At 46.4% G+C, this 18,704-nt stretch carries 16 protein-coding genes and 3 pseudogenes; 8 read left to right on the top strand and 11 right to left on the bottom strand.

Features of this window, described 5'->3' with window-relative positions; translation table 11 throughout:
- On the top strand, positions 1 to 833 hold an 833-nt coding region (locus tag ACODJP_RS09675; RefSeq protein ID WP_422480935.1), incomplete at its 5' end, for a BspA family leucine-rich repeat surface protein.
- 423 nt (positions 834 to 1,256) lie between these two features.
- Here the strand turns inward: ACODJP_RS09675 and ACODJP_RS09670 are convergent.
- The 5 genes and pseudogenes from ACODJP_RS09670 to ACODJP_RS09650 all read right to left on the bottom strand — a co-directional run.
- Positions 1,257 to 1,448: pseudogene (locus ACODJP_RS09670) on the bottom strand (recombinase family protein); the annotation flags it as partial.
- 59 nt (positions 1,449 to 1,507) lie between these two features.
- The gene (locus ACODJP_RS09665) at positions 1,508 to 2,347 is read right to left on the bottom strand and encodes a nucleotidyl transferase AbiEii/AbiGii toxin family protein (protein WP_422480933.1); all 840 of its coding nucleotides are present in this window, start codon (positions 2,345 to 2,347) and stop codon (positions 1,508 to 1,510) included.
- Positions 2,344 to 2,919, bottom strand: a complete 576-nt coding sequence (locus ACODJP_RS09660) for a type IV toxin-antitoxin system AbiEi family antitoxin domain-containing protein (protein ID WP_422481182.1) — start codon at positions 2,917 to 2,919, stop codon at positions 2,344 to 2,346. The genes ACODJP_RS09665 and ACODJP_RS09660 overlap by 4 nt, the downstream gene beginning before the upstream one ends.
- 292 nt (positions 2,920 to 3,211) lie before the next feature.
- A pseudogene (locus ACODJP_RS09655) lies at positions 3,212 to 3,412 on the bottom strand (JAB domain-containing protein); the annotation flags it as partial.
- Between the two features lie 356 nt (positions 3,413 to 3,768).
- Entirely contained in the window at positions 3,769 to 4,680 is a 912-nt protein-coding gene (locus ACODJP_RS09650; protein WP_422480931.1) for an AraC family transcriptional regulator N-terminal domain-containing protein, read from the bottom strand.
- A 241-nt stretch (positions 4,681 to 4,921) separates the two neighbouring features.
- On the opposite strand from ACODJP_RS09650, the gene ACODJP_RS09645 reads away from it, so the two are divergent.
- The 6 genes and pseudogenes from ACODJP_RS09645 (at position 4,922) to ACODJP_RS09620 (ending at position 10,781) form a co-directional block, all read left to right on the top strand.
- On the top strand, positions 4,922 to 5,770 hold the full coding sequence (locus ACODJP_RS09645) for an aldo/keto reductase (RefSeq protein ID WP_422480929.1): 849 nt from the start codon (positions 4,922 to 4,924) through the stop codon (positions 5,768 to 5,770).
- Between the two features lie 50 nt (positions 5,771 to 5,820).
- Positions 5,821 to 6,909: an alpha/beta hydrolase gene (locus tag ACODJP_RS09640; RefSeq protein ID WP_422480927.1), complete on the top strand. Its 1,089-nt coding sequence runs from the start codon at positions 5,821 to 5,823 to the stop codon at positions 6,907 to 6,909.
- Between the two features lie 196 nt (positions 6,910 to 7,105).
- On the top strand, positions 7,106 to 8,221 hold the full coding sequence (locus ACODJP_RS09635; RefSeq protein WP_422480925.1) for an IS110 family transposase: 1,116 nt from the start codon (positions 7,106 to 7,108) through the stop codon (positions 8,219 to 8,221).
- 339 nt (positions 8,222 to 8,560) lie between these two features.
- A pseudogene (locus ACODJP_RS09630) lies at positions 8,561 to 8,686 on the top strand (4Fe-4S binding protein); the annotation flags it as partial.
- 9 nt (positions 8,687 to 8,695) lie between these two features.
- The gene (locus ACODJP_RS09625) at positions 8,696 to 9,727 is read left to right on the top strand and encodes an alpha/beta hydrolase (RefSeq protein ID WP_422480923.1); all 1,032 of its coding nucleotides are present in this window, start codon (positions 8,696 to 8,698) and stop codon (positions 9,725 to 9,727) included.
- Between the two features lie 10 nt (positions 9,728 to 9,737).
- On the top strand, positions 9,738 to 10,781 hold the full coding sequence (locus ACODJP_RS09620) for an alpha/beta hydrolase (RefSeq protein ID WP_422480921.1): 1,044 nt from the start codon (positions 9,738 to 9,740) through the stop codon (positions 10,779 to 10,781).
- Positions 10,782 to 10,811: 30 nt separating this feature from the next.
- Here ACODJP_RS09620 and ACODJP_RS09615 read toward each other — a convergent pair whose 3' ends face one another.
- The 6 genes from ACODJP_RS09615 to ACODJP_RS09590 all read right to left on the bottom strand — a co-directional run bounded on the left by ACODJP_RS09615 (position 10,812) and on the right by ACODJP_RS09590 (position 17,008).
- Complete coding sequence (locus ACODJP_RS09615) at positions 10,812 to 11,051, bottom strand: hypothetical protein (RefSeq protein ID WP_422480919.1); 240 nt, start codon at positions 11,049 to 11,051, stop codon at positions 10,812 to 10,814.
- A 237-nt stretch (positions 11,052 to 11,288) separates the two neighbouring features.
- Entirely contained in the window at positions 11,289 to 13,040 is a 1,752-nt protein-coding gene (locus ACODJP_RS09610; protein ID WP_422480917.1) for an AMP-binding protein, read from the bottom strand.
- A gap of 212 nt (positions 13,041 to 13,252) precedes the next feature.
- Positions 13,253 to 14,452 carry a putative ABC transporter permease gene (locus tag ACODJP_RS09605; protein ID WP_422480915.1) on the bottom strand — a complete coding sequence of 400 codons (1,200 nt, stop codon included), beginning with the start codon at positions 14,450 to 14,452 and terminating at the stop codon, positions 13,253 to 13,255.
- 150 nt (positions 14,453 to 14,602) lie between these two features.
- On the bottom strand, positions 14,603 to 15,958 hold the full coding sequence (locus ACODJP_RS09600) for a radical SAM protein (protein ID WP_422480913.1): 1,356 nt from the start codon (positions 15,956 to 15,958) through the stop codon (positions 14,603 to 14,605).
- 46 nt (positions 15,959 to 16,004) lie between these two features.
- Complete coding sequence (locus ACODJP_RS09595) at positions 16,005 to 16,622, bottom strand: TetR/AcrR family transcriptional regulator (RefSeq protein WP_422480911.1); 618 nt, start codon at positions 16,620 to 16,622, stop codon at positions 16,005 to 16,007.
- Positions 16,623 to 16,801: 179 nt separating this feature from the next.
- Entirely contained in the window at positions 16,802 to 17,008 is a 207-nt protein-coding gene (locus ACODJP_RS09590) for a hypothetical protein (RefSeq protein WP_422480909.1), read from the bottom strand.
- A 438-nt stretch (positions 17,009 to 17,446) separates the two neighbouring features.
- Here ACODJP_RS09590 and ACODJP_RS09585 point away from each other — a divergent pair, with 438 nt between their 5' ends.
- Positions 17,447 to 18,535 (top strand): Mbeg1-like protein, encoded by a 1,089-nt coding sequence (locus tag ACODJP_RS09585; protein WP_422480907.1) that lies wholly within the window; start codon positions 17,447 to 17,449, stop codon positions 18,533 to 18,535.
- Positions 18,536 to 18,704 lie beyond the last annotated feature (169 nt).

Below are 18,704 nucleotides of genomic sequence, written 5' to 3'. Positions count from 1 at the left end.
TTACGAACATGGGAGAGATGTTTTCTGGAGCAACCTCCTTTAATGGTGATATTGCAGCATGGGATGTAAGTAATGTCACAGATATGTACCGTATGTTCTATGGCGCCACAAGCTTCAATAGAGATCTTGCTGGATGGGATGTGAGAAACGTGACCAACCATGAAGAATTTTCTCTAGGATCTTGTCCTCTTTTGGAAAACTATCTCCCTAGTGTCCGTAGTTGGACCAAATATACAGTAGGAGATATTGGACCCGCTGGGGGCTATATATTTTATGTCGATGGAAGAGGGTATGATAGTGAAGGGGTGCTCCCAAGCTACAGGTATTTAGAAGCAGCCCCATTTGGTTGGTATGATACTGATGGGGATGGGATATATTGGGAAGATGATGATCCTAGTTTCGAATGGGGATCATATATGTATGAAGTAAGTCCATCAGCAAAAATGACAGGGATAGGCACAGGGAAAATAAATACAGAAAATATCGTAGCTTATCATGATAGATTAGGGGCCTTATATCCCGAAAAAGGAGATTATTATAGCAATCCTGAAGCCTATTATGAGCCTAGCGATGGGACAGTAGCGGCAAAGGTATGTAAAGAAGCAGTAATAAGTGGGTATAATGACTGGTATTTGCCATCATTAGAAGAATTCAAGCAAATACAGAATAATCTAATTAGCAAAAGAATTGGAGGGTTTAGAGGTTCAGTTTTTAGTAACTATTGGACTTCGACTGAAAGCTCCGAGAGATATGCGGCATCCTGGGGCTGGAGCAGGGTTTCTTATACTAGTAAATATAAAAGTTATTATATTCGGCCGATTCGGGCTTTTTAGTTATTCAATAAAAATTAGCTTGGAGTGTAAGGGAGAGTCCATTGACTAGTAAGGAAGATGTACTATGAAGTGTAACCGGACATGAGCCGATTTGACATATAGCGGGTGCGAATCCCGTCCGGAAAGGCCTAGCCAGCCACCGGAACTCAGTCTTGGAGGGAATCAGGCAACTTGTTTCTTTAAGCATTCTTGTGACCTCTTATCAAATTACGTTATGGTCTTCGTATAGGCACTCCCATGACAAAGTATTTTTATCTAAATCCTTAAATTGTATCATTTAATTTAAACTGGGCACTATCCATCTACCTGTAGAAAATGGCACTATATATATTTCCATGTTAAAGAATTATCAAAGATACACCTTTAGATTTATTGTTGAGATATATGTAAACATATATAAATTTATAAGTTGTTTTTTCACCTCTATTCGATTAGTTCTTCAACCTTGTTATCACTTTTCTTCTTGCTGTAATGGGTGCTCTTGCGGACCTTGTTCCCGTGTTGATCAAGCTCAATATTGGTTTTCGATTTCTTCTTCTGCTGGACAAGGTCGAAGGTCTCCTTGTCGACGATGGGAGGGTGATGGTACTCCGACATCCAGACTTCATCAGGATCGTTATCTGACTTACAATTTTACGAACTCGAAGTTGTGGATTCCCCTGCTGTTTCGCTATTCAGGAAGTCAACGGCCAAAGTAGGCTGTGAAGTACTTCGATGATCGCTTCAAAAGTAATATCATGAGCATAGGGAAACTTCATCTGGTATTTTGTCCATCTTTCACGGAGATCTCGGCTTTCGGATATGTTCTTAAATATTGCCTCTCTATCGGCCAGGATCATTTTGCTTTCCCGGTGGTTGGCCGTAGCAGATAGCGCTTCCCAAAACAGTGCTTTGTCATACTTCTGTGTGGTGCCCAATATAAAGATGTCATAATAATCTCTCGGACGCGTACTGAAAACACCTCGGCTTAGAATAGTCTCGACTTTCTCGGCCATAACCGTCTCTATGTTATAGCCCCAGATACCGATGCGCACAGATTCGTCAATAATTCCACTGAATTCATAATGAACGGCGGAAGGTGTCAGGACATCTCCGGTAGAGATATCGATTGAAAGCGGCGTTATGATTGTGTCATATCGTGCATCCATGCGAACGCAGAACCCACCGTAGCGGTCATCCTTACGGATGGGTGTTATGGAAACAACAGAAAAGTTAACTTCATCATTCAAATCTACGTTACAGATGCTCTGAACTGTTTGTGTTATCTGATCCTCTGTGAAGTTCAAATTGCGAAGCGTCGTGTCCAGATCCATGGTTGAGCGGATATCCAAGCCCACAATGGTTGCAATAAGCATCCCTCCCTTGATTACGAATTTGTCCTTATGCTCAGATTTTGACAAACGTTCCAAGAAGCGCTCGAACATGTAATTCTGCAAAACAACCTGTGCTGCAATACCATGATTCTTCGCATAGTTGTTGATCCGGGCCTTCAGGCTCATGGGTGTAGAACTCATAGCAGCACCTCCATGTATCGTCTGAGAGATTTTTCAACTTTCAGGCTCCTTGCATAGTCTGCAAGAAGATTCAGGTTTTTATCCTTGGTAGCCGCATAGTTTTTTATGGCACCAATTACCGTTTCTTCATCACATCGGTTACGGCTTCGTAACAAATCACAAATGGTGCGTTCCATGTTGTAGCATCGCACCGAATTGCCGAACGTTGTTTTTCTCACAATCATTCCAAGGGTATGCAACTCCGGCTTGATATAAAAACAAATGCATATGTTCTTGATCGAGGCCGGCAACCCTGAATCACTGGGGATGGTGACGGTATGTCGGAATGGTGTTCGCTCGGCCAGTCCGTTAAGAAAGAGTGCGGTGTCATGGGAAAAAATGATTTTTGACGAGCGAAGCATGAGCGCATGCATATCGTCTTTCAACCTACCCGGAAGAGTATAGACGCCATGACCATATCTTTCCAAAAGGCCGGCGTGAACATACTTCGTGATCAACGTTTTCGAGAATCCCAATTGCAACACCTGTGAAGTAGTGATCACGTTGTTGTTTTTCTTTATTTCCTCATAAATTCGAGCATTGATTGCCTTGATGTTACCGACTCCTTTGTTTGTTTACTTTTGTATTGATATTATACGCAACATCGATACATAAGTCAACTTATGAGCGAGCCTAGGTATCAGGGAGTGCGAATTATCAACCGTATAGGAACCAGGAAAAAATTCCAACTTATCCACATTGAGAAACTTTTCTCCCCGGGGGCTTCTTCTGATATGGTTACGTTAAAGTATACACTTTTCGCGATAATGAAGCACACTTAGGAGACACTTTTTTCATCGATTGCCTGTGCTAATGGTTACAACGTCAATACAGCTCATTTTCCTCCAGCATCGATCTGAACGATTCATCGCTGAAGATGAGATGGTCCAATACACGTATACCAAGCAACTCACCAGCTTGGATAAGACGCTGGGTTACCCTAATATCGTCCGTACTGGGAATGAGCATACCACTGGGGTGGTTGTGTGCTACGATGACCGCTGTCGCCCTTTGTCTCAATGGGTCCGCAAAGACCTCCCACTATACTTTGCTAGAAAGACAATAAGTAGTTTACAGAAAAAGAGATAATAGCGATACACCTTAAGATTTATTGTTGAAAAATATGTAAACATATGTAAAGCAATAAGATGCTTTTTATCACCTCTATTCGACTAGCTCTTCAACCTTTTTCCACTTTGCTTCATGCTTGAGAATAACATGGAAATATTGCCAGCAGGGAATCATCTTCCACGACTCTGAAAATGATACCAGCATTCTTCAATAACTTGCACTTAACTTTTGTGTTCCCATCCTACCCATAGGTCTTATTGCCCGTATTTGTAAAGCTGCTGCATTGCGGAATTTTTCGTGTATAACAAGAATCATGCATCCATGGGACCGGATTGCTTGAGTAATCGGATGTCTTTTGCAGGAGAGTTCCCGAATTGACGACTATACTCCCTGCAAAACTGGGAGGAGCTCTCATACCCAACCTCAAAGGCTGCTCTGGTTACATCAAGATCATCAACAAGCATTAAGCGGCGGGCTTCCTGAAGGCGGAACCATTTCTGGTATTGGAGGGGGCTCATGGCTGTCAGGTTATGGAAATGATGATGAAAAGAGGAAAGGCTCATGTGGCACAATTCGGCCAGTTCTTCCATCTTGACGGGTTTGTTGTAATTATCCTTGAGCCACTGTACCGCACCATGTATTTGGGAGCTCTGGCTGCCTGCCATGCTCAATTGACGTACATGATATCCTTGATCACTCGTTATCAATCGATAGAGTATTTCACGTTTGATTGAAGGTGCTAGAAAGGGTATGGAGACTGGTTCCTCCAGCAGGTTGATTAGTCGCAGAAAAGCATCGATCAAGGACAAGGATAGCTGTCCAACGCTCATGGCGCGTTGTGTTGGTAGTTTTGAAGGAATGGGGAGACTGCCCTCGGCAAGGAGTTTGGCAATCTCTTTCTGTTCCAAGGTAAACGCCAGACCCATATACGGCCTTTCCGGACTGGCATCCCGAATCTGGGCTACAACTGGTAAATCCAGGGAGGTGACCAGGTAGTGATCCCTGTCATATACCAACGAATCCTTACCCAACAATACTTCCTTTGAGCCCTGGCCGATCAGACAGATGCTCGGTCGCTGGATGATTCGTATTCGCGCCGAAGGAGCTTCGTACTTGTACATCCACAGCCCCGGGATGGCGTCCTTGGCATTCCCCTTGGTTCCCGTCCAATATTCAATCCGCTCGGTCAATGTATTCTTTGCATGCAATAGTTCATCAGTCATATGGTCCAATAGTATATGTTTTGCTGAATAATTCAACCTATTACACTGAGTATTTGCAGGATTAGGCAAAATGAATGCAGGAATGTTGTATTTCTCCGTCCTTCCATCTGATATCGTTAGGCTAGAAAAAATATGGGAGCTGGAGCGAACCCCAGTGTAGGGATCCTCCTGTCCCGGAAGCATATCAGCAAAAATCGATCACCTGTCGTACAGATAGATGTAGTATTTGTAGGAGAACAAAATGGAATATAAAACGTTGAACAATGGAATCCAGATGCCGGTACTTGGGTTTGGGGTCTTTCAGATCCCTGACAAGAATGAATGCATAGACAGTGTGGCTGAAGCAATCAGGGTGGGATATAGGCTGATTGATACAGCTGCATCCTATGGGAATGAGGAAGCGGTGGGGATTGCCATCAAGCGAAGTCCTGTGGACCGTTCCGAGCTCTTCATCACCACCAAGATTTGGATTCAGGATGTGGGGTACGAAAAGACACGGAAAGCTTTCGAGAAATCTCTCGCCAAACTGCAACTCGATTATCTTGACCTGCTTCTGATCCATCAACCCTACGGAGATATCTTTGGAGCATGGAGGGCGATGGAGGAACTGTACCAAGAAGGCAAGGTCAGAGCCATCGGAGTCAGCAATTTTCCAGACTACCGGGTAATGGACCTGATCGTCCATTCTCAGATCAAGCCTGCAATCAATCAGGTTGAGACCCATCCTTTCTGCCAGCAGCAGGGGAGTGCAGAGTTCCTTGCTGCCAATGGGGTGCAGATTGAATCGTGGGGGCCGTTTGCTGAGGGAAGGAACAACCTGTTCTCCAACGAACTGCTGGCCTCAATCGGAGAAAATCACCATAAATCGGTTGCCCAGGTGGTTCTGCGTTGGCTGATCCAACGGGGAGTCATTGCAATCCCCAAATCAACGAAACCAGAAAGGATTGCACAAAATTTCGATATATTCGACTTCAGCCTGTCTGAAAGTGAGATGGATGCCATCAAGGGTCTCGATCAAGGCAAGAGCCTCTTCTTTGATCACCAGGATCCGGCGATGGTTAAGTTTCTCTCGGAACGACGTATTGATTGATTCGGTATTCAGATCAGGATGACCATACTTGTATGAAAGGAGAAATTCTTATGAAGAAACGTATCACGATTTTCGTGTTGGCAGTAATTACTGTTGGGATGTTTGTATCCTGCAGTACTACTGAAGGGAACATCGCCACAACTGCAAACGGGGATTCGGATATCTTATATATCCAGGAACAAGGCAACTTCTCAGCCGGGGGAACAGTTGTGACCAGTGAGGGGACGTATGATCCGATGCAGCCGTGGGTGGTCCCTCAGGGTGGGCAGACCCGGCATGGAGACCACGCGGATGTCCTCTATCAGATTCCCGTTGATGCCAACGATCATCCGATGGTGTTTCTCCACGGATATGGCCAGTCACGACGGAGTTGGCAGATGACAGCTGACGGAAGGGAAGGCTTTTCTGATATCTTTTTGCGTGAAGGCCACAGCGTCTATCTCGTGGACCAGCCAGGCCGAGGTGAAGCCGGACAGGTTACCGGTGCCGGGCAAATCCCTGCAACTCCCGATGACCAGACTTGGTTCACCCAATTCCGCATCGGCCTCTGGCCTGAATTTAACGAGGGTGTGCAATTTCCACAGGATGCAGAATCGCTTGACCAATTCTTCCGCATGATGGTTCCCGATACCGGTACCACGGCTGAAAGAAACGCAACCGTCACGGCGATGTCGGAGATTTTCGACCGTTTGGATGGAGGAATCCTGTTCACACATTCGGCCAGCGGTATGACCGGTTGGCAAACGGCAATCGCAAATGAGAAGGTTGAGGCTGTTGTCGCCATCGAACCAGGAGGGTTCGCCTTCCCCCTGGATCCGGATTCCGATCCAGCGCAATCGTATGGACGGGTTTCGATGGATGAATTCATGAAACTGACCCGTATTCCCATCATAGTCTATTATGGGGATTACATACCTGCAGAAGAAACGGATGTACCCTCACAAGAATTCTGGAGACGCTCATTGGCATCTGCAAGGCAGTGGGCAGAGCTTGTGAACAGCTATGGAGGTGATGTGACGGTTGTGCACCTACCTGAAATCGGTATTCTAGGGAACACGCACTTCATCATGTCGGATTTGAACAACCAAATTGTTGCGAAGCATATCAATGAATGGCTGATAGAGAAGGACCTCAAATAAGAGGAAGAGGCCGATAGATTACTCGATGAAGAGGATCGTGTGGTTTTAAGCGATCTTCTCACATCGGGCCAGGTGGAGGATAATACCAGACAATATGAAGTGACCTCCCAGTTTGCAAAACGTGGATTCACCGAGCATACTGGGAATAAGAACAACTTAAACCGTATGCGGCTACCGCATGCAAATGGAGGTCACTATGAATACAGTAATCCACATTGGTATCGATGTCCACAAGGACAGTTACTCGCTGAGCGCCTTTCGCTTAACGAGCAACCGGAATTTCGGGGAAAGTCGCATAGCCAGTAAAAGTAGTTTGGTGTTCAAGTATGTTGAACGCTTACGCAAAGAGTATGAAGGATGCGACATTGTCTGTGCATACGAAGCGGGGCCTACCGGCTATGGATTGTATCGCGACCTGCAACGGTCTGGTATTCCCTGTGTGATCATGGCCCCAACGACGATGCCAAAGGCTACGGGTAATCGGATCAAAAACGATCGTCTTGATGCCCAGGAGATTGCCCGACATTTGGCTTTTGGAACCTACAGCGCAGTGCATGTGCCTACACCCGAGGATGAAGCGGTGAAAAATTTCACCCGGTTACGCAATACCCGCAGGGATGCGATGAAGAAGGCGAAGCAGAACCTCCTGTCGTTCTTACTCCGGGTAGGAAGGAATTATACCGAAGGTAAGAATTATTGGACCACCACGCACCTACAATGGTTGCGGAAACAGAAGTTCGACGATCTCGTAGATCAGGAAACCTTCAACGAATACTTACAGGAGGTCTTCGATCAGCAGGAAAAAGTCAAACGTTACGATATGAGGATAGAAGAGCTCGCAGGCCAGGAATCATATCGGGAAATGGTGGGGAGATTGTGCTGTTTCAGAGGGATTGAGACACATACCGCCATGTCCATCGTATCGGAAATTGGCGACTTTTCCCGATTCGCAAACGCTCCGCAATTTTCGGCTTTCCTCGGTTTGGTTCCCAGCGAGAACAGTAGTGGCCAAAGGGAATGGCGTGGGACGATTACCAAAGCAGGGAACACACGCTTGCGGTTGCTACTCATTGAAGGGGCAAAGGCAGCCATGAGAAGTAGTCTCTATGGACAGAAATCGAAACGACTCATGGCCCGACAAAAAGGTAATAGTCCCGAGGTTATCGCGTATGCGGATCGGGCAAACCGGAGGTTGCATCGGGTATATAGCAAGCTGATCACACACGGTGTACACCACAACAAGGCTACCGTAGCGGTTGCACGTGAACTATCCTGTTTCATTTGGGGTATGATGAATGATAAGATTTCCTGATTTCCGACAAACGGACGAAAACTAGGACGAGGGGAGGAATCGATAGACGGTTGAAGGGGAACACGATCCAGCTATCTTCGATGTACCTGTGGTTGACATCCTTTCAGCATAGCTATTGCTGAATGAATGATTCACGATGCCAGACGGAAAGGGCTTTAGGCGGACCATTGACCTGTGGTAACCAATCCACGTATATCAGAATGGTCAAGTGCCGAAATTCTGCTTCACCGTCTACCGATTCTCCCTGCTATATCAATGAGGAGTATTGAAAGAAACATACTTGTATTTTTGCCTTGACAAAAGGTCACATCATATCAGGTACATGGAGAACCATACGGAAAAGCCTCGCAGTGCATCGGCTGCGGACTATGTGAGAAAAATTGTCCGCAGAATCTAAGGATTCGTGAACTCCTCCAACGTATATCCATTACGTTTGAGGGAGCTCCTGCCAAACAAGGGAGGTAGACCATAACCATGATCAGACGGGAAGGAAAAGAATACGCAAAAATGTCATGTTTCATTATCCTGATGCTTCTGCTTGTCGGAGGTGGCAGCGTCACTGCACAAGGCCAGGCTGACAGATCCATTTCCGGGACAGCAGGCAATGTATCACAAGAGGCTGCTGCAATGGGATTTACACAAGAAAGCTTGGTTTGGGATGTCATTGATGATCCATCTTTTGATGGGTTCGGCAGACTCATCTTCCCGGTGGACAGGTCCATTGACCGTCAGATGAGGCTGGTTGAAGTAGGCAGCATCCTGACGTGGTACACCTATGTGAGTGCTGATCGTACCGTCGAAATTGTAAATTACCTCAGGACCAGCGCACGTGCAGGACAGCAAGTTTTCTATGCTATCTATTCAGAAACAGAGAAAGCGGCTGACCCTGCAAAGAAAAACACCGGACTTTTCTTCTTCCGAGGGAAGCCGGGACAGAAAGCGGCTATACTCAGCGCCGGTGGTGGGTTTGCGTACGTAGGTGCAATGCATGACAGCTTCCCCCATGCTCTGGAATTGTCGAAAAGGGGATACAATGCATTTGCATTGATCTACCGGCCGGGAGCCAACACTGCCAGTGAGGATCTTGCCCGGGCGATTGCCTTCATTCATGAGCATGCGAGCGAACTTGAAGTTGACATAGAAGGATATTCACTGTGGGGAGGCTCAGCAGGTGCCCGTATGGCGGCGTGGTTGGGATCCTACGGAACAACAGCCTTTGGGGAATCTGAGTATCCGAAACCTAAGGCGGTTATCATGCAATACACTGGGCTTACCGAGGTAACAGGAAATGAACCGCCGACCTATGCCTGTGTGGGGACTAGCGACGGTATAGCAAGCTACCGGACCATGGAAAACCGCATCAATCGGATAAAGGCGCAGGGAACCGATGCGGAGATTGATATCTTTGAGGGATTGCCGCATGGGTTTGGTCTTGGGGAAGGAACAATCGCCGAGGGTTGGATCGATAATGCAATCAAGTTCTGGGAAAATCAGGTGAACCGATAGGAGGTCTGGAATGAGAATGCATGCAATTGCAATGTTGGTATTGCTTAGTATCGGTTTGCTCGGATCATGCGGCAGTTTTAGTGCTTCGACCACTGTTGATGCGCTATCTCATACTAACCAACCTGAGAGAGAGCTGGAGGCTAGCTATACCATGGAAGGTGATAACGATTCCGATAATCCCATTCCCAAGGAACTGTGGACCATCCCGAATGAGTACCTGCGCGAAGCGGATCAGCCGGGAACCCTTGTTGAGCTCAGATATGACACCTATGAATCCAGGACCTACGCCCAGAAGAGCAAGCCAATCACTAAACGAGCCATTGTATATCTACCTTATGAGTATTCAGATGAGAAAGAATATAATGTTCTCTATCTGATGCATGGAGGTTGGAGCAACGAGACAACAACCCTTGGCACGCCTGAGCAACCGAGTGCTTTCAAGCATGTTGTGGATCATGGCATAAGGAATGGGGAATTTGACCCGCTCATCATCGTCTGTCCCACTTACAACAATGAGAGCCCCGAGGATAGCGCGGACTACACTCTGGCATTCTATACCTTGACGGCAAACTATCACCAGGAACTGGTGAATGATTTGATTCCTGCTGTTGAAGGCACATACTCCACCTATGCAAAAGGAACATCAGCAGAGGATATCAGAGAGTCCAGAGACTATCGTGCCTTCGGCGGGTTTTCCATGGGTTCGGTTGCCACTTGGCACACCTTCATCAATAGCCTGGATGCATTTCGATACTTCCTGCCCATGAGCGGTGCCATGGATTATGACGGCGATATTATCGATGCCGCGGTTACTGCTTCCGATTTCATTCCTGATGATTACTTCATATACGCGATAACCGGTTCCAGTGATTTTGCATATGGGCAATTTGCCAGGCAGATCGAAGCGATGATTGCAAAGCCTAGCGGGAATTTCAAGCTGTATGATGATGAGAGATCGGGAAATATTGCATATCGCGTAAAGGAAGGCTATTCCCATGACGGTCGTGCTGCAATGGAGTATACCTACAACGGATTGAGGTGGTTCTGGAATTGAATCGAAGAGGTTATAAGAGCCAATAAGTTCTCATACTCTAAGCTCTATCCCATTCTTGAAAATGAACCGCACATCCTCTTTACTATTGACCACCGCATGATCGGCAAGAGCGTGCCAAAGGGTATCCGTGAATTCGGTAACCACACCTTCTTGCTTCTTCAAACCCTTCAGAAACAGTTCTGTTTTTGTCTTTCGAGACTTCCGTTCATGTATCGTACCTTCCAAAGCTGACAATTGTTCTGATGATTTTATCTTTTCGGAAGATGGCACTGTTTGATAATTTCTTATATTGTATCATATAATTTAGCCTGGCTACCATCTATCTATGCTTAGCTAGAAAGACAATAACTAGTTATATGTTATAGAGAAACGATCGATACAACCCTAGTTTTATGATTGCAAATATTTAAGCACAAGTTCAGCATGATGATGGGAAAGATCTTCCAGAAAAGTCCCAAGACGCTTCGCCGTAAACATCGAAGGGGGTGTCGGCAAGGCGGGCCGATCTCAACTATTTCCGCGCAACCGCTCGAATGTTCGGGATACCTTACCCCGTTGGATCTTCTTCGTGCTCGTCATCGCCATCGGCTTGTCGATGATCGTTGTTCGCGTGACCTTCTTGTAAGGCATCAGCTTCTTGTTCACCTCGGAGACCACCTTGTCGATATCTTGGGAGATCAGTTGTGCATTGTAACCGAGCTGCTTGTAGTGCTCTACGTCGGGGAATATGACTGCTTCGATTCCTTCTGCGCGAGCCGACTTGTTCGCGATGTAGGCGCGTACCAGCACCTGCTCGACCTGCGGATGGGTCTGGAAGAGGTCCTCGATCTCCTCCGGATAGACATTCTTTCCCCCCTCGGTGACGATGAGGTTTTTCACGCGTCCCTTCAGGTAGAGGTATCCTTCCCTGTCGAGCGCCCCGAGATCGCCGGTGCGTAGATACCCGTCCTCAGTGAACAGTTGTGCGGTGTTCGCCAGATCCTTGTAGTAGCCTTTGCAGATGTTTGGCCCCTTGACCTGGACTTCTCCTACGCCGAGTAGGTCTGCATTGGCGATCCGCATGTCAACCAGGGGAAATACTTTGCCAACCGAGGTCACCTTGAACCTGCTCACTGGATTGAGCGTGAGGATCGGTGCAGTCTCGGTCAGGCCGTAGCCTTGGATGAAATCGAGACCCAGTTGCTGATACTGCCTGAAGGTGGACGGCGAAAGCGGCCCTCCCCCGCAAATACACAGCTTGTTGTCGATCATCCCGATCCCGTCGAGCAACTGGTGGAACCACCTTCGGCCGAGGTTGATGTGAAGGCTCTTGCGTAACCTACCATTTATCCACATGAGGCTCCTGATGAGCACATAGGTGAAGATTCCCTTCTCTCGCACCTTCTTCATCAAACCGGCAAGTAGCTTGTTGTAGAGGAGGGGGATCGCCAGGAAGAGCGTCACATTTCCCACCCTCATCTCATTGAGCACCCGGGATACGACGATCCCTTGGCCAAATAGGAGCTCGCACCCGTGCATTAGGGATTCGAGGAATACGGCAGTCATCGTATAGGAGTGGTGCAACGGGAGTAATGCGTAGAAGATGTCTTCGCTGGAAATCGCGAGGAACTCGGGGTCTCCCGCCTGATAGACATCGCTGGTGAAGTTCGCGTGTGTGAGTATGACCCCCTTTTCATGGCCAGTTGTTCCGCTGGTGTAAAGTATTGCGGCGATATCCTCACCGCTGGGAAGCTCCGAGGCTTCGATCGAAGTGTCTCCAGTGGGAATCTGCGCGAATCCGGTACCTTGTTCATCGCCCTCGGCATCAAGGTAGATGAAGAAGGCTTGCGAGTCGGGCCAGGCTCCGCCCGCTAGTCTCTCGATCACATCACGGTCACCGAAGAAGCCCTTTGCCTCGCTAAACGCGCTGAGAGCCTCTACCCGTTCAGTCGCCATCTGGTTGTCGAGCGGAACGACCGTAGCTTTACAGAAGAGAATGCCCAGGTAGGCGATCGCCCACTCCGGAGAGTTTTTGCCGTTGAGGATGATACGATCGTTTTTGCCGATGCCCTTCGACAAGAGGTAGGTCGCCACATCGAGGATACGCTGGTGGACTTGTTGGTAAGTGAGCGATACCTTTTCACTTCCTTTGATGATGGTGAAGGCTTTACTCCCGGCGTGTTTCTCCATCGTGATGAGGAATAAATGGGGAATAGAAGGCCAGTCTCCCTCGAACAGTGTTCCCCGGTAGGATTCCAAAACATCCCATGCTCGTGCCATTTTGTTTTTACCTCCCGATTCTCTAGTTAATATTGACCATACCCCTTGCATATGGTGTGCGATGAAGAGGGGAAAGTCAATGAAGCGTATTGCCTTATAATTATTTCAACCACAAAAGGAAAAATCCTCAAAATCAGGATCCAGCCCAACTGATTGTCCAGAATGTCACAGGTTCTCGTATTGATACCACAAATCCAGGAAATATGAATTAATTACTTCGCGATCTCCTCGTTAATCCCACTAATCATTGAGAAAATGTCCCTCGTAGATCCTATCTTATCGACCAGACTCACAAGCACTGATTCCCGGTATTTGAAGAATGAATCCGAGAGTGGCCACATATGTGTAAGGATGATATCTTTCTCCATCTCATCCAGATTGAAATATCGATGTGCGTTCTTTAAGGCAATTCCAGCATGCATTGTAGCATGGTGGGGATGTTTCTCATCTCTCCAGTCATAGAGGAAGAAGTCATGCAATAGGGCACCCCTGGCACATGCATCTTTCTCCAAGCCGAAAGCTCCCGCCAAATACCAGGAAGCTTGGGAGATTGATAGGGCATGTTCCAACGTTGAGCCATTGTGGTGGCGATAATTTGACATGGATTGAACAGCCTTATTGGCCAGCAGATCTTCAATCGACAGGAAAAACAACCAATCTTCCCAATCATTATAAACAGGTGAGCCATGGAAGAGGATTGATACCGCTTTTCGAAAAGGAAAAAATCCTGCGGGAAGGTTGGCCCTCCGGTTCACCTCGTGCAGGAATACATTAACGAAACTCTTGATCAAATTGGGAAATGCCACAAGGATTCTCCGATTAACGTGAAATCCTAAACGCAATATATGTTCTATGCCCGAACCGTCAAATTGATTGGACAGAGTTGCTTTCATAGCCTTTAGTGTACCAAGCTCAAAGAAACTGGAAATCACTTTGATAGCGAACATCACGGTGAAACCGATGAAAATCACGCCAAGAATCGGTACGTCTCGAATTCTACCAACCAACCATAAAAGTTGGGTTTGGAGTATTTCCAAATATACTAATCCAAGGAGGCCCCAAAATAAGCTGTACAACAGACAAACCCGCCCTTGAATATTCAGGACCATTTTGGAGTAGTCCCATAATCTCAGATGGAATACTGTTTCATAGAACACGCTCACAAGAAATTCCAACAACGTACATAGGAGGATGCATAACGCCAACTTCCACCCCAAATGATGATATCGAAAAAGAGTATCCACCATTTCGACAAGCAAGGCTCCAAATCCATATATCGGGATAAAAGGCCCGCCAAGGACTCCCGAATCAATAGGTTTTTTGGCCAAGATACTTCGATATGTTGATTCGAGCATCCATCCTAGAACCGAACATACCAAGAATAAAACGAACCAATCGAGAATACCTTTCATCCCACTTCCTTCTTTAGCCTATCTTGCTGGATTGATAATCAAACGACTGATCAAATTCTAACGTAGCGACCGGATTACTTGGTCCAATCAATCTGTTCCAGTATTCCATATAAATTTCTACTGGAAAGCACCCAAACTCCTAATTAGTCCTCACCTAGCATGTCGGGGAAATTCGTCTTCCCAGAGCTGGTTAGCCGATGGGATCCATTCGGTTGCAGCTCGGGCACATTTGGCTGTGAGATCATCCACATCCTCTATGTCGAGCGGCTGTGTCGATCGTGCACCCGAGGCTTTCACCATTTCAGCGAGAGCTCCTGTGTTGTCCATGAGCGGGCAAGGACGGAAATGGTTTTCATTGAATGGTTGGTTCTCCCTAAATTCCATGAACAAGGGTGAACGCAACGCATCCAATAGCGAGACTGTCCTTATATTCGCATTCGAATAATGGATGAATGCACAGGGTTCGACATCACCTGCCGCATTGATGTGGAGATAGTTTTTACCTCCCGCGATACACCCTTCCACATATTGTCCATCATTCCAGAAATCCATAAGGAATACCGGTTTCCTTGAACGCATCTCACGTACCCAATGCGCCATATAGAATCGCTGGTCCGCTCTGGCGATCAAGTCAGGATCCGCCTCCTTGCCAAGAGGGATATAGGTAAAATACCATCCAAACATACATCCTTGTCCGATAAGGAAGTCAAGGAACTTTTCATCACCAACAGATTCTGTATTCTTTGCGTGATAGCAAGCGCTGAACCCGAAGGGAGCACCCGCCTTCCGCATGTGCTGCATCCCCTCGAGAACCTTTTGATATGTACCGGTTCCACGCCGGTAGTCAGTCGATTCTTCGAAACCTTCAATACTGAAAGCAAGCATGAAATTGCCCACATCAGCCAATGCTTGTGAAAACTCCCTATCAACCAGGGTTCCGTTGGTGAACGCAAGGAACATGCAATCATCATGTATCGTGGCGAGTTTGAGAATATCCGCCTTCCGTAATGTCGGCTCACCTCCTGAATAAAGGTAGAAATAAATCCCCATCTCTTTACCTTCTCTGATAATCCTGTCCAACAGGGCAAATTCCATCGTATCGGTTTTGTCATATTCTGCTGCCCAACACCCCATGCATTTGAGGTTGCAGGCACTCGTAGGATCCATAAGAATTGCCCAAGGGATATTGCAATCATATTTTTCCGCAAACTTCTTCGCATGGGCAGGTCCGAACATCGATGCATTCAACACGAAGTTCGAGACGAAACGTTTGCGGACCATCGGTTCAAGTTCATTGAATCCCCTGATGATGAGATTGCGATAGGGATTGCCGGGTTCTTGCATGACGCGTTTTGCTGCAATGAGCTTTTTTCGGCCATCTTCAGTCTTTATGAAAGTCAACAGGAGGTCGATAACTTTCGGTATATTCTCTTCAGGATTGCTTTCCATATATTGCAGGGCAAGTTTGAGTGCGTTGTTGCTGATCCCATGGGTAATCTGATTCATGTTAGTTTTCCTTCGTCATGAAACTTAGTCTTGCTTGGGTTCCTGATCATTTCATATCCGACGTGATAACAGCTCTTGAACGCCGATCTTCTTTTTGGATACCTGCCAATCTTCCCAATGTAGCGATATAGTCCCCGATTGTCGCAGTATCCCCGAATAGTGGCTGCAGGATTTGGCTCTGTAGGAATGTAAACAGCATCTTTGCGGTCGACGACAGGTAAGATGATTTGTTTTCCAAACTCTCGAACAGCTCCCGGACTGCACATATCAATGATTTGATGGAATCTTCGAGGTATTCCGTAAGCTGTAGGTTCCGGCGTTTCAGGCAAATTAAAAATTCCAAGAGGACCGCGGAATCCTCTTTGTGTTCCATCACACCGATGAAAATCATCAAGATCTTTTGTAATTTAAGTGATGTGGAGAGGTTGTTCTCCTGAACAATTGAAAACACCCGTACTGCAATTGTATCCACCACATGTTCCACTGTCTCCTTGAAGACTGCTTCCTTATTGGGGAAATACTGATACAATCCGGTCCTGCTCAGACCGCATACCTGCGCAATCTCATTATAATTAGTGGAATAGAAGCCCTGTTGAGCGAATATAACAAGAGCTTTCTCGATTATAAGAAGACGACGATCTACGTGATTGACAATCTTCGGCATCTGATATCCCCCTCTTTCCCCTTTCAATTTTCAATTGAATCATGGGCGACCCATTGCTTTGGGATTTATTCTGACACATGTGTCAATAATAATTCGACAATTGCCCATTGTCAATACCCCATCGGCAGAGATGAAAGGTTATGAACATGTGGCTTGGATTAGGTCGGTTTCGTCGTACATCAATCATTGGATTCTTGGAAACCCAAGTCCTCGATATACTCAAGCATGTTTCTTAGTTGGGTGGCCTCTAAATTCATGTTTCGAAGCAGTTGTTGTGTTTCAGTCAGGATACGACTGCGTGACAATGGAATTCTATCGATATCTTCCTGCACATGAGTCAGCGAGAGAATTATATCATCCAAGTTTTCTTGCCAATCACTACCCATATTTTGGGCCCCCTCCCATAAATCCCAATTCCAAACATGTTCTCACATTCCATTTCCTTCCATCCAAAGTTATAACTAACGGGATAAGTGCCGTATTATCCACAAGCCCCTAGATGTTTACGCCATTTGCCAGAACATTGGATTATCTAGGGGAGAGGCAGCCATCGAAAGGTTTCTTTACCCTTTTCCGATACAGTCTCTCATCATCGACTATTATTGACACTACTGTCAAAAATAATATATCTATGAGGAACAGTCAACAATTCATTGCCGAATGCTTTCACGAAAGCTTGGTTTGGAATTTTCTTGTTATATTTCCCATGACTTCTTATGAGAAGTAAAACTGAAAAAATCATGGGGCATGGTGTTAAGATTACCAAGAACCGTTTCGAAGAAATGATTTTTTATGAGTTGTAAACAGGAATAGGAGGATTCGACATGGGAAATATTATCGATTATGCGGAAGCCATGGAGGATAGTTTCACAATTCGTGATATCAATGCAGTGGATAGTCTGATACTATCCCAATTCGCATATCTTCAATTCGGTGGATTTGTTCCTGGATTTTCAGATAATTCAGAACCGATCAGCATACGAGACCTGGCAAAAAACGACAATCTTGATAAGTTGTTCATAGATGTACGTGATAGCCGGAAGAACCGGAGACTGTTCCATGCGCTTTCCCAAAGCCCGAGGTTTCGTAATGTGAGATTGGCATATCATGTGGACAAGACAGATTTCACGTTGGAAAAGCAATTCTCGGCAATCACCTATCTGCTCGACAATGATATTGCATATGTCGCTTACCGGGGCACTGATTCGACATTCGTCGGGTGGAAGGAGGATTTCAACATGGCTTTCCTCTATCCCGTCCCTTCACAGGAAGAGGGTGTCACCTATCTTAATTCCGTGGCGGGACTCATTTCGAGTAATTTGATAGTCGGCGGACATTCGAAAGGAGGAAATATTGCTGTCTATTCATCCTTGCGATGCAAACCGCACATACGTGGAAGGATAACCATGATCTATACCCACGACGGACCTGGTTTCATCCCCGAGGTATTGCTGAGTGAAGGATATTCGGACATTCAGACGATGATACAGAAGACCCAACCCCAATCTTCCGTGATTGGGATGCTCCTGCAGCATCAGGAGCCGTATAAGGTGGTGAAGAGCAACCGAATCTGGATCATGCAGCACGACCCATTCTCCTGGCTAGTCGAAAAAGAAGATTTCCTCTATGTCGGAACGGTGCGAGGTAGTACGAAATATACGAATGAAATACTCAACCGCTGGATACTGTCAGTGGATAAGGAAAAGCGGGAATTGTTCGTGGATACTCTGTATCAGGTTGTGAAGGCAACCGATGCGAAATCATTTCATGACCTTACAGATGACTGGCGAAAGAAAGCTATCGCAGTGGTCTATTCCATAAAAGATATTGATGAGGAAACCCGATGGTTCGTTCTAAAAACCATCGGATCCCTATTTATCTTGTTGGTGAAGAACATCAGGGATTCCAGCTGAACAAGTACTGCTTTGATCATGAACAGTCGGTTGACAATTGTCTCTGCTTCTGGACAATGCGAAGCAGATGAATGGTATCTCATGGGCAATCGCCACAGAAAAGTTCTGCAATGAACCCTCTTGCCGGCAACCGGGAAAAACAGTTTTATTGGAGTTTTGCATGATGGGT

It is taken from the genome of Pleomorphochaeta sp. DL1XJH-081 (genome assembly GCF_049310885.1).
GTDB lineage: Bacteria > Spirochaetota > Spirochaetia > Sphaerochaetales > Sphaerochaetaceae > CAYZJV01.
Note: the sequence above shows the minus strand (reverse complement) of the source record. Positions and strands in the feature narration are given on the sequence as shown.